The organism is Methanocorpusculum vombati (assembly GCF_026891935.1).
GTDB classification, from domain to species: Archaea; Halobacteriota; Methanomicrobia; order Methanomicrobiales; family Methanocorpusculaceae; genus Methanocorpusculum; species Methanocorpusculum vombati.
The window spans coordinates 131,960-144,398 of sequence record NZ_JAPTGC010000004.1 but is presented as its reverse complement, the minus strand read 5'-3'; the positions used below and the strand labels follow the sequence as shown (position 1 = coordinate 144,398).

Here is a 12,439-nt window from a genome sequence, read left to right as displayed (position 1 = left end):
TCATGACTGATTCGCCAGCTGCCGCGGGCACTTCCTCAGGAAGTGCCCCGGCGAAAAAATTGAGCTCCAACAAGAAGCTCGGAATCATCTCTCTTGCGATGATCAACGTCGCCGCAGTGTTAAGTCTGCGGAATTTCCCGACGATGGCCATGGAAGGGTGGGGAATGATCTTCTGGTACGTTCTGTTTACCGTGTGTTTCCTGATTCCGACCGCTCTTGTTGCTGCCGAACTTGCCTCTACCTGGCCGAAGGCTGGAGGTATTTACGCGTGGGTGAAGGAAGCTTTTCCCGGGGACGGGAGTTTTATTACCATCTGGTGTTCCTGGGTGAACAATCTGGTCTGGTTCCCGACGGTTGTTTCGTTCTTTGCGGCAACCCTTGCCTACGCGGTTCTTGCACCGGCTCTTGGCAACAACCACATCTACATGGCAATTGCGATGCTTGCCTGTTACTGGGGGGTAACGCTCTTTAACTTCTACAGCTCGACGAAGAACTCGACGCTGCTGTCCACGGTGGGTACCTTCCTCGGGTCGCTGATTCCGATCGGTATCATTGTGGTGCTGATGATCGTCTGGCTTGCCCTTGGGAACCCGAACGCTCTCGGGGACCCGACCGTTGAGAATCTTCTGCCGTCGATGAATATGAGTACCGTGACCTTTGCAGCGAGTATGATCCTTGTGTTTGCCGGTATGGAAATGGCAGGGTATCATGCCCGTGAGACGGAGAATCCACGCAGGGATTATCCGATTGCGATGTTCATTGCTGCGGCAATTATCTGTATCATGTCGATCCTCGGAACTCTTGCGGTTGGTGTGGTGATTCCGGCTGAGGAGATCAGTCTGAATGCAGGTATCGTTCAGACGTTCCTGTCGATGTTTACCCACATGCATGTGGAGTGGCTGGTTATTCCGGTTGCGATTATGCTTGCGATCGGTATTATTGCCCAGTTGTCCACGTGGGTTGTCGGTCCGGCAAAAGGTCTGCTGCCCGCGGCAATGACCGGAGATCTTCCGCCAATCTTCCGGAAGACCAACAAGTACGGTATGCCGCTTGGTGTTCTGGTCGTGCAGGGTATCATCTCGTCGGCGTTTGCGATTGCAATGATTGCGATTCCGTCCATCAATGAGGGATACTGGATTCTGACGGCGATTACATCGCTGATCAATGCGGTGATGTACATGTTCATGTTCGCGGCGTTCATTAAGCTGCGGAAGACCAAGCCGGATGTGAAACGGCCGTACAAACTGCCGGGAGGAAAGGTCGGTATGTGGCTCGTGGGCGGTGTTGCCCTGATTACGCTGTTCTTTGCGTTTGGGGTGGGACTGCTGCCGGAGACGAATGGGGTGAGTTACGGTATGACGCAGACGATTCTGTATGTGATCGGTATGCTGGTTTCCGTGCTGGTGATTATTCTTCTGCCGCCGATCATTCTGCGGAAGCTGAAGAAGCCGTCCTGGAAACCAAGCGATGAGGAGTACCAGGCATGGATTGCGGAAGATCCGGAGTGATCTTCTCTCCTTCTTTTTTCGTGTGATCCCCGCAGCAAGGGTTGCAGCTCTCTGTTTGTTGGGAGGATCGAAACGGGTCCTGATGAACGACGCTGCCTCGCTTTGGCCCGGTACCCTGCGGAACGCATAGTGAAAAAAAAGTTTCAGAGTGGGAACGTGACAACTTTGTCGCCGACAACCGTTCCCCCAAACGCACCCTCAAGCAGTGCCCGGCAGATCAGCGACGGGTCGCGACCATCGATGACAACCAGAGGAATCCCGGAACGTTCGGTGATCTTTGCGGCCACCAGATCAATGACCATATTACTGCCGGCACAGAGTTTTTCCTTCATAATCAAATCGATCAGACCCTGCGGACTGAGCGTATCATATTTGACCGCTGCCGGATCCTTCTTCGGATCGGCCGAGTAGATACCGTCAATCGCGGTCATATTGATCATCATCGAAGCACCGATCTCCTCCGCCAGGCACGCGGCAACCGCATCGGTGGTCTGGCCGGGAGTGACGCCGCCCATCACCACGATCTTTCCGGTCAGGGCAAACTCCTTTGCATCCAGATACGACTCGGCCACCCGCGGATACGCGTACTCGCCAAGGGCCGCGATCAGCAGCCGGGCATTGATACGGGTAATCAGAATGCCGAACTCATCGGACGACGCCTCATCCAGTCCGATATCACGACACACATTGATATACCGGCGGGCCTCCCCTCCCCCGCCGACCACGGCGAACACCTGATGTCCGGCTTTGACCAGAGTTTTCAGGGCATCTGCCCACTCCATCAGCCGATGAGTATCAAGTGTTGGTACAAGAACCGATCCTCCCACAGAGATTACAACCCGCGTCATGAAAATTCCTTATCTATTTGTTCGGTCTTTGCATATATGTTCTATGGGGTTGCAGTTTCTCTTCCCCTCAGACAGGCACGGGAACAGAACAACGCATGTTCGCTCCCAAAAAAAGATAGTTTTGCAGATTATTTCCTGAGTTCTTTCGGATGCAGATACGCACCGGTATATGTTTCATCCAGTGCCGCATCCGAATTCTTCTGCGTCAGAAGACTCACCACTACCATAGCAAGGATAGCAAGCGCCAGTGCGTAGATAGAGAAGTGCATCGGCAGTTTCTCAATGAACTGATAATAGTAGCCAAACCCGATCGACGAAACTAATCCGACCGCCATACTCGCAATCGCGCCCGCTGCGGTCGCCCGCCGCCAGTACAGACCAGCAATCAGCGGAACGGCAAACGAACAGAGCATCAGCCCGATACCAAGCCAGATCAGGAAAGCCAGCATCTCCGGCGGATTAATCGCAAGAATCAGCGAAACAACCGCTGCAATCAGCACACAAATCTGACTGATGCGGACAACCTGCCGCTCGCTTGCATTCGGACGAAGCATAACTTTGAAGATGTTCCAGGAAAACTCTGTGCCCACCGTAAGCATCAGCCGGTCGGTGGTGGACATGACTGCGGACAGAACAATCACCGCAAACAGGCCAGTAATAAAAATACTTGGAGCTGCCGCCTGAATCCCGTACATCAGCGCGAAGTCCGGAGCATTGGTTGCCGCGATTGCGTCAAGTTTTCCGTCCTCGGCCATGACACGGACACCCATACCACACAGCTTGACGAGGAACATGATGACAACATAAATACCGAATGCAACGAGAGGGGCCCACTTGAAGTAGGAGATCTTCTTCGCCGCAAAGACATTGGACATGATGTGCGGCGCACAGGCAAGACCCACCATCAGGAGGATTCCGAACGAAACTAGGAACTCAGGCGTACAGTAGGCATACGCCGCATACGCATTCGGGAACGCGGGCATGACAAGGTTTGGATCAATCGATGCGAGGACAGTATTGATGTGCTCAATGCCTCCCGCATAACTGAGAATGAACGGTGAGACCAGCAGAACACCGAAGATGAGAATCAGTCCCTGCACAAGTCCGGTCCACGACACCGCATACAACCCGCCAATCACGGTGTATGCCGTGATGATGATTCCTGAGATCAGAAGCGCCTGCCAGTGTTCCAGACCGAACACCCAGATGAGAACAATACTGATTGCCGTGTACTGGCCGACAAGATAGACCAGACTGACGGCAATGCTCGCCAGAGCCGAGAGAGCGCGAAGCTCTTTGTTGTTCTCGTATCTGAGGGCAAAGTAGTCCTCAAGCGTCATGCATCCTTTTTCCCGGCCAATTTTATTGAGTTTGGATCCGAAGAAAATAATACAGAACGCAGCAGCGAGCGGTACAAAGATCTGTTCCCAGATTCCCGGCCAGCCGGAAGCGTAACCGAACCCGCTGGTTCCCACAAGCGTCATACCACTGCAGATGGAACAGACGATCAGAAGCGTGAACAGCCAGAACCCGAGACTTCTGCCGGCAAGCATGTAATCCTCGGAGTTTTTGATCTTTTTCGATGCCCACACACCGATACCAAGCAGCACTATGAAGTACACAACAATAAGTGCAAGAGTGACCAGGGTACTTCCTTCACTTAGCCCCATTGATTACTCCTCCACCACCTTGGGGAAGGTAAGTCCCCAGAGGATGAGAAGAATGAAGACGATGACAATCGTGCCGCCCACAGTCAGCACGGTGATGTCAGGTAATCCAAGTATCATACCATAAGAGTGTCACGTGTTGTCATATAACAGATTCGGTTTGATGCGGATTGAAAAATAGGGAGGTCAGGCAGTTGCATGCTGGGCGAAGTATGCGGCAGTCCGATCTGCGACGTTATCTTTGAGGTTTTCGTAGAAGAAGTAGTAGTCATAGACATGGTATACGCCGTCGGCGAACAGTTCCGGCAGCGAGTAGGATGCAGGGTCGGGTGAGTCGGCGATAAGGACAACTGATCCGTCCACCTCCGCAAGATAGGCTCCGGTAAAGTTCGGGATTTCTGAGGAGATGCTGCCATTATTATAGAAGAACACGGCTCCTGCATTTTCAGAAGCGTTCGCATAGGTTGTGTCGGTCTTCCAGTTCAGTGGGTTTATCCCGATTGCCCCGGGCAGGGCAATTGTGTTTTTGCCGGAGGTGGTTTTTCCCTGTGTGTTGTAGGTGACGATCACGCCGGTATCGGTTTTGCCAGCAGCTGCTTTCAGCTGCGGATACTGGGCAAGTTCATACTCCGAGATAGTGTAGCCGATAGGATAGGCAGCGATGAGTTTGTCCTGCAGGTCCGGGTCGACGAAGAGATCGATCATCAGCTGTTTGATCCGGTAGGATCCCTGCGAGTGACCGGCAAGGATGAATGGTTTTCCGTTGTTGTAGTTTTCCAGATAATACCGGAACGCGGCTTTTACATCTTCATAGGCACGTTTCTCAGCGATGTACTGATCTTTTGTCCACGTACCGTTTCCCAGCATGGAGTACAGGCCGGTCTGCCGGTAGAAGGGGGCATAGATGTTTGCCGTTTCTGCAAAGAGTCCTTTCTTCATCAGAACATCATCGATGGCCCCATGCCGGAATGCGGGGTCACTGGTGTTCATTGCATCGATGTAGAGGGTTCTGAACAGCGTCGGGTAGAGGTAGAAGACGTCCGCGGGTTTTTCATCGGCAGGATCCGGCAGGTAAGCCCAGTTTTCTTCCTGTGCGTAGTCCAGCGGCTGAAGAGGATTTTCTTCGGTGTGCGGGGCAGCGATGCAGCCTGCGGTGATGAGAAGAAGTATGAGTGCCGGGATAAGGAGCAGACGGGTGTTCATCAGAAAAGAGTGGGTTGTCTTTTGAGATAAGTTCTGCCCAAACACATAAATCCTTGCCCGTCCCAACCAGAGCATATTGCTATGATCTCCAACACCTCGCAGTACCTGAATATCCTTGTGAGCGTAAAGGAGGAAATTCAGTCATCCCGGTGTAAAGCAGCGTTAAGCGTGAATAGTGAGCTGATTCTTTTGTACTGGAAGATTGGCAGTATTCTCCTTGCACAGGATACCCGCGGCAGCCGTTTCATTGAAAATTTATCCAAAGATCTCTTGAAAGAATATCCAGAAATGAAAGGGTTTTCTGTAAGAAACCTTCGATACATGAAAAAATTTGCGCAGTTGATGCCCGAATCCCGATTTGTGCAGACAGTGTCTGCAAAATTATCCTGGTCGCATAACATCGTGCTTCTTGAGAAGGTGAAAAGTCCTGCTGAACGCATGTGGTATGGCGAAATGGCAATTGAAAACGGATGGTCGGTTGCAGTCCTTGAACACCATGCAGCCACAGGATTGTATGCCCGGCAGGTTGCATCCAAAAAGATCCAGAATTTCCGTCATCAGCTTCCTTCACCGCACAGCGAGCAGGTGCTTGCGGTGATGAAGGATCCATATATTTTTGATTTTCTGGATCTGAAAGAGGATGCCCTTGAACGGGATCTGGAAAACCAGCTGGTACAAAATGTGACGCGAATGCTGCTGGAGCTTGGTTCCGGGTTTGCCTTTGTCGGGAGACAGTATCATCTTGAGGTAGGTGGCGAGGATTTCTATCTGGATCTTTTGTTCTATCATCTGAAGCTTCGCTGCTATGTGGTGATCGAACTGAAGACCGGGAAGTTCTGCCCGGAGTATGCAGGAAAGATGAACTTTTATCTTTCTGCTGTGGATGATCTGTTGCGGGGAGAAGGCGACAACCCATCGATCGGATTGATTCTGTGCCGCGATGAGTCGCAGGTGGTTGCGGAATATGCTCTCCGCAATCTTGAAAAGCCGATAGGTATCAGTGAGTATAAGTTTATTCAGGAACTGCCAAAAGAGTTGAGAGGGTTGTTCCCCGATTCCGAGGAGTTTACGGTGCAGTGTGTGACGCCGCACTATACGTTGCGGAGGTCTTCTCAGACACAAAATGATACGCCGTAGATCTTTTCCGGTACGGCAGAGTGTACCCGCCACATGTCTTCGGGAGTCACGGTTCCTTCCTGAAGCATTCGTTGCATTCTCCGGGGGACGGACCGCGGTCCGTTCACTGCTCCCGGTCGGGAGAGATCGTCCATGTAGTCGCTTTCCATGGTGAACTCCCGCTTCTCTGCGAACCAGTCAGCAAGGAACGGTTCGCGGACCGTAACGGATGGGTGAAGCGGTGTTTCGCAGGTGGCAAAGTGTTTGACGACACGGGCCGGATTCATGCCGGCAGCTTTTGCGAGATCGACAACATCTGCACAGGTGCCGCTTTCGGCATGAATCTGCAATGCACAGTCCAGTTCACCTGCAAGGGTGAGAGCATGGGAGAGCACACGGTTGGAAGCGTCCCATACCTCCGGCTCTACCGGATAGTGGGGACGGCCTGACTTGAGGCCGATTGCATGTCCTTCGGCAACGTACTCTGCGGCAACATCCAGTGCCCCGCACATGAGAGCCTCGGCTTCGCCGAGGCTCATGCGGGTGCAGAGTTTTCCGATCTCCGCCGGATGGACGCCGCAAACGGGATAACAGATACATCCTTCGGCACGGACTGCTGCTGCTGTTTCGAGCAGTTCGTCAAACACGGGCCGGAAATCCGCAGGCCGGGTAGGAGCGATCTCGTGCGACCAGGAGGGAAGCGATACGAGAACGATGTGCGTCCCGCCCGACCGCATGAACTCCCTGACCACGACTGGACCGACACCCGTTCGGCGGTTGATGTGGAAATGATCGTCGAGGACGGGAAATGATTCCTGCATGTTACTCAAGGATCTTCATCATGGGGTAGCCGTTCTCAAACTTCAGCTGGGCACGGCAGGTTGCGTCGCCGAAGGTTGTTTCAATCACCGCATGATACATTGCTCCGGTCAGTTCGGAGTATCCGAACGGGTTTTCGTTCATGAGAGACCGGTCGAGATGTACTTCGATGCGGGTCACATACGGCTGAAGCGAGACTGCACTTTCAATTGCTGCCTCGACTTTGTCGGCGGTTGATCTGCTGATGGGCGTTCCCACAAACTGGTGGTAGAGTGCGCCAAGTTTAATCGCTGCTTCAAACACTGCGTTTTCTCTGTCGGTTGCCATGATGATTTCCTTAAAGTAGTTTTACGGTATCGTTTCGGGGCGTAATAATGTCGCCCGCACGTTTCATTTTGTCCAGAAGTTTTTCGACCTCGTCTTTGCCGTAATGGTGCTGGCTGACCATGGTGTCGATCACTTTGTCCAGTTTGGCGGCTCCTCCCCCTTCGGAGAGGACTTTGATGGTTTCGCGCAGGACGCGGGTCATGTCGCGGCTGGATTTGCTGATGCCGGTCGCGACCTTGTCGATGTCGATCTGGCCGGTTGCGGGATCGTATGCCACCTGCCGGAGGCAGGTGTCCACGATCTTGACCACCCGTTTTGCATCCTCGACGTCAATCTCATCCGCAAGCCGGACCCGGGCACTGGCTTCGGCGAGGCGGACAAGTGCTTCTAGCTGACGGGCGGTGACCGGTACGGGTTTATCGGAGTCGATCGCAACACCGCGAAGACTCTGATAATACTGGACAAGAATCTCTTTTGCTTCGTTGGTGAGCATCGGAAAACAGTTCCGTTTTGCGTAAGCGAGATATTTGCGGAGCAGCACGGCATCGATCTCAGGCATTACCGGGGCGAGTTCACGTTTGAAGTACTCGTCGTCGGCTCCCGGGATCGGATGCTTTTTGTGATGCATGATCTTTTCTCCGGCCATGTGGGACTTTAAGATGTGGTTGGCGATGTTGAGGTCGCGAACGGCATCGGGTTTGTCTTTCATGATGAAGATGAGGTCAAACCGGGAGAGAAGCGACGGCGGCATATTGACCTGTTCGGAGATGTTGGTGAACTCGTCGAACCGTCCGAGTTTCGGGTTGGCGGCACCAAGTAGAGAACAGCGTGTCCGGAGCGTTGCGTTGATGCCGGCTTTGGCAACCGAGATGGACTGCTGTTCCATTGCTTCGTGGAGCGAGGAGCGGTCGTCTCTTTGCATCTTGTCCATCTCATCGACGGCGGCGATTCCTTTGTCGGCAAGTACGAGTGCTCCGGCTTCAAGAGTCCACCGTCCGTCGCCGAGGTCGTCTTTGACGGCGGCGGCGGTGAGACCGGCGGAGGATGCAGATTTGCCGGAGGTGTAGATGCCGCGGGGGGCGAGTTTGATGACGTAACGCAGGAGCTGGGATTTTGCAATACCCGGGTCACCGACGAGGAGGACGTGGATGTCGCCCCGAAGACTGCTGCCGTCCGGCATTTCCTTGGCGATGCCGCCAAACATCTGCAGTGCGATTGCTTCTTTGACTTCGTCGTTTCCGTAGATGGTCGGGGCAATGGAGCGGGCGATTTTTCCGTATACGGCGGGGTCGGTTGCCATCTCTTTGATGGTTTCTTCGTCTTCTTCGCTGATGTTGACCTCTTCAAACTCTTTGATGGAGATCTCGATGGAGTTGCATTCCACAAAGAGATCAAAGACGGTACTTTTCTGGCCGCCGGTGATTCTCTGAACGCTCCTGAGAATGCCGTTGATGATGACGCGGTCGCCGGGGGAGACGATGCCGCAGAGGTCGTCGACCACGTCAATGTCGATGTTCTGCGGCTGTTCACCGCCGCGGAGTCCTTCGGGGGTTTCCTGAATGCGGAGTTTCTGGGAGTCGATGAAGGTGGATTTGTTCTGGACGAGCTCCAGTTTTTTCTGGGTACACTCGGCGTTTCCGCAGACGTCGGGTTCGGAGTAAGTGCCGTAGTCCTGGGCTTTGTAGGTGAAGTGGCCTGCAGCGCAGCGGAATGCGCCGATGACGAGCCGGGGCCGGACTTCGGTTACACGGCGGATGATGCCGTCAACGCTGATGAATTTGTTGATGTGTTCGGCACGGATGTCCCGGATCTGGGTTTTTCTCGGGAGACGAATAAACCGGATGTTGATGCCTGAAATGACGTCTTCGGAGGTGTCGTTTCCTTCGCGGTCTTTGCGGCTGATGAGATGAGCGGTGCGGATGGCGTCACGGATGTCTTCGAGGGTTTTGCCGGGACGTTCCAGCAGTTCGTCGGCGAGGATTGTTCCGGTTTTGCCGTAGCCTTCGAGGACGTCGTAGCCAATGGTGAGGGATTTGGTGTACGGGTATTCACGGGCGAGTTTGTTGAGTTCGGTTTTGTATTTCTTTTTCAGAAACGCCGCCCATTCTTTGGAACGATCAATGATTTCCAGTTCGGTTGCCATACTTCCCTCCTGTTGTCTATGTGGTTTGGTGCGTGAGGGATTAAGGGTTTGGAATGTCCGGGACCGGACAAATGTTTATCTGCACGTTCGTCCTAAAACTCCGTATGAAGTATGGGGTGGTGACTGTTCTTGTTCTGGTTCTTGCGGTGGGGATACTGTCGGCGGGCTGTGTAGGCGTGGACTCTCCGGTTACCGAATCTCTTGTCGGAGATCCGGTTCTGGGAGAATGGATCGGAAACAAACAGATCACCCAGATCGATTCCCGTACTGGTGATATTTTGGAGATTTCCGAGAACTACACAGTCCGGGTTTCTGCGGACGGCAGCGGTACTCTTACCTATCATTCTATGAAGCGGGGCCGTTCCTCCGTTGGTCAGTATGAGGGAGATGTCTCTCATTCTTTCTGGGGGGATGTTACCGTTTCCAAACAGGACAACGTCTATACGATCGGCGGCTCTTCAGAGGGAACGTATGTGATGACGCTTTCTGCGGACGGTCCTGCTGTTCTGGAGACTCCATGCGGGTCAAAGCTTCTTCTGCACAAGAGTTCATCTGCCCTGTCCCCGACTCCCGTGTGATGATTTCCTCCGGGCGGGTGGCATGGTTCTTGCGGTGCAAACGTTTATTGGTGTTCTGATCTATACGTTTGTTTATGAGATATGTTTCCCTGACTGCCTGCATTCTGATTCTTGCAGCCGCGGCGTTTGCTGCCGGTTGTATTGGAACGGACACTCCGGCAGTTCCTACCCCGACTCCAACCCCCTCCCCGCTTGCCGGAGATCCTGCCCTTGGTGTCTGGACCGCAAGTGAACAGACAACCAAGACCGATTCCGGCACAACAACCGAGATTTCCACAAACTATACCATCACCATTTCGTCGGACGGTCGTGGTATTGTTGCCTATGATCTCAAAGAGCGGAAGGGTTTCCATTCCACCTCCAATCACTACGCAATGGACGGAACTGTTTCCAAAAATGAAAACGTCTATACGATTGATGCCCAGCTGCTGGGAACGTATGTGGTGACGCTTTCTGCGGACGGCTCCGCCACACTGACGACTCCTGCCGGTTTAGAGCTTCCTCTGCACAAGAGTGATGCCTGACTCTTCTTTTTTTACCTTTACCCCAATCTATAAGAACCTATACGCCCCAATTCCCCATACGATGAATTCATCCGAACACAAGAAACTCACCAACGAAGTCGGTGCTCCGGTAGCCGAAAACGAGCATTCGATCACGGCGGGGGAGCGCGGGCCGGTTCTGCTGCAGGATGTGTGGCTGCTGGAAAAACTCGCCCATTTTGATCGTGAGGTTATTCCCGAACGCAGAATGCATGCGAAAGGGTCGGGGGCTTACGGTACGTTTACGGTTACGCACGATATCACGCAGTACACGAAAGCAAAGGTTTTCCGGCCCGGCGCAAAGACCGAGGTCTTTGTGCGGTTTTCCACCGTTGCCGGAGAACGGGGGGCAGCCGATGCGGAACGGGATATTCGCGGAGCGGCCTGCAAGTTCTACACCGAGGACGGTAACTGGGATATGGTCGGCAATAATACGCCGGTGTTTTTCATCCGCGACGCCCACAACTTCCCGGATCTGAACCGTGCGGTGAAACGCGATCCGCGTACAAATCTGCGGTCAGCTCAGAACAACTGGGATTTCTGGACGCTGCTGCCGGAGTGTTTCCATCAGACCACCGTGGTGATGTCTGACCGCGGTATTCCGGCAAGCTATCGCCATATGCATCTGTTTGGCAGTCACACCTTCAGTTTATACAATGCGGAGAACAAGCGGGTCTGGTGCAAGTTCCATTTCAAGACGCAGCAGGGAATCAAGAATCTGACGGATGCGGAGGCGGAAGCTCTCATTGCAAAGGATCGCGAGAGTCACGGCCGCGATCTGTTTGAGGCGATCGAACGCGGGGAGTATCCCCGCTGGACATTATATGTACAGATCATGACCGAGGATCAGGCGAAGAATCATTATGAGAATCCGTTCGATATTACGAAGGTCTGGCGGCATGCGGAGTATCCGCTGATTGAAGTGGGTGTTCTTGAACTCAACCGCAATCCGGAGAACTATTTTGCGGAGGTTGAACAGGCGGCGTTTGCTCCGGCACATGTGGTGCCGGGTATCGGTTTCAGTCCGGATATTCTGTTGCAGGGCAGGCTGTTTTCGTACGGTGACGCCCAGCGGTACCGGCTCGGGGTGAACTATAATCAGATTCCAGTGAACCGTGCGAAGGTTGCGGTTCATGATTATCATCGCGACGGAAAGATGCGGGTTGACGGAAACTACGGTGGGACTCCGGCATATACGCCGAACAGTGCGGGTGCGTGGACGGCGCAGCCTGAGGTGATGGAGCCTGCACTGGATATTTCCGGCGCAGCGTACGCGTTTGATCCGGCACAGGATCCCACTGATGACTGTTTCCGTGCGGGAGGAAATCTCTGGCGGATTCTTGCCGAGGATAAGAAGCAGCTTCTGATCGAGAACACGGCGCGAAATATTGAGCCGTGTACGGAGAACATTAAGTACCGCCATGCGGTTCACTGTGTCTGGGCGGATGCCGAGTACGGCGAACGGATGACACGGGCGTTGGGACTTGATCCGGTACGGGTCGCGGAGCTTGCGAAAGGGGATCATGCGTCTCTGATTGCGGCAACGATCCCTGCATGAAATTTTTTTCAATTTTTTTCTCCGGCGATTGTCCTGCATCTGCGGGCATTCTTTTGTGTCTGAGGTGTTTTCGTTCCTTGTGAGCAGAAGTTTTTTTTGCAAAAAAAGTATGTTGATTTTGGTTGACAGA

11 protein-coding genes are annotated in these 12,439 nt (G+C 53.4%); 5 read left to right on the top strand and 6 right to left on the bottom strand.

Going from position 1 to position 12,439, the window contains the following annotated elements:
• Positions 1-2: 2 nt before the first annotated feature.
• Positions 3-1,508, top strand: coding sequence for an amino acid permease (locus O0S09_RS04175; protein WP_268922696.1), 1,506 nt, complete (start codon positions 3-5; stop codon positions 1,506-1,508).
• 143 nt (positions 1,509-1,651) lie between these two features.
• Here the strand turns inward: O0S09_RS04175 and pyrH are convergent, their stop codons facing one another.
• From pyrH to O0S09_RS04160, 3 genes are all read right to left on the bottom strand, one after another.
• Positions 1,652-2,356, bottom strand: coding sequence for a UMP kinase (gene pyrH / locus O0S09_RS04170; protein WP_268922695.1), 705 nt, complete (start codon positions 2,354-2,356; stop codon positions 1,652-1,654).
• 128 nt (positions 2,357-2,484) lie between these two features.
• On the bottom strand, positions 2,485-4,026 hold the full coding sequence (locus O0S09_RS04165; protein ID WP_268922694.1) for a sodium:solute symporter family protein: 1,542 nt from the start codon (positions 4,024-4,026) through the stop codon (positions 2,485-2,487).
• A gap of 183 nt (positions 4,027-4,209) precedes the next feature.
• Positions 4,210-5,226, bottom strand: coding sequence for a DUF3089 domain-containing protein (locus O0S09_RS04160; RefSeq protein WP_268922693.1), 1,017 nt, complete (start codon positions 5,224-5,226; stop codon positions 4,210-4,212).
• Positions 5,227-5,307: 81 nt separating this feature from the next.
• Here O0S09_RS04160 and O0S09_RS04155 point away from each other — a divergent pair, with 81 nt between their 5' ends.
• Entirely contained in the window at positions 5,308-6,363 is a 1,056-nt protein-coding gene (locus O0S09_RS04155; protein WP_268922692.1) for a PDDEXK nuclease domain-containing protein, read from the top strand.
• On the opposite strand, the gene O0S09_RS04150 is transcribed toward O0S09_RS04155, so the two are convergent.
• The 3 genes from O0S09_RS04150 to O0S09_RS04140 are packed head-to-tail and all read right to left on the bottom strand — an operon-like array spanning position 6,339 to position 9,631.
• Complete coding sequence (locus O0S09_RS04150; RefSeq protein ID WP_268922691.1) at positions 6,339-7,163, bottom strand: TatD family hydrolase; 825 nt, start codon at positions 7,161-7,163, stop codon at positions 6,339-6,341. The two genes, O0S09_RS04155 and O0S09_RS04150, sit on opposite strands and share 25 nt — an antisense overlap.
• Before the next feature lies 1 nt (position 7,164).
• A complete protein-coding gene (locus tag O0S09_RS04145; RefSeq protein ID WP_268922690.1) occupies positions 7,165-7,488 on the bottom strand; it encodes a dihydroneopterin aldolase family protein in 324 nt (107 codons plus the stop codon).
• A gap of 10 nt (positions 7,489-7,498) precedes the next feature.
• A complete protein-coding gene (locus tag O0S09_RS04140; protein ID WP_268922689.1) occupies positions 7,499-9,631 on the bottom strand; it encodes a minichromosome maintenance protein MCM in 2,133 nt (710 codons plus the stop codon).
• 104 nt (positions 9,632-9,735) lie between these two features.
• Between O0S09_RS04140 and O0S09_RS04135 the strand changes: the two genes are divergently transcribed.
• From O0S09_RS04135 to O0S09_RS04125, 3 genes are all read left to right on the top strand, one after another.
• Positions 9,736-10,209: a hypothetical protein gene (locus tag O0S09_RS04135; protein ID WP_268922688.1), complete on the top strand. Its 474-nt coding sequence runs from the start codon at positions 9,736-9,738 to the stop codon at positions 10,207-10,209.
• Between the two features lie 74 nt (positions 10,210-10,283).
• On the top strand, positions 10,284-10,733 hold the full coding sequence (locus O0S09_RS04130; RefSeq protein WP_268922687.1) for a hypothetical protein: 450 nt from the start codon (positions 10,284-10,286) through the stop codon (positions 10,731-10,733).
• A 61-nt stretch (positions 10,734-10,794) separates the two neighbouring features.
• Entirely contained in the window at positions 10,795-12,309 is a 1,515-nt protein-coding gene (locus O0S09_RS04125) for a catalase (RefSeq protein WP_268922686.1), read from the top strand.
• Positions 12,310-12,439 lie beyond the last annotated feature (130 nt).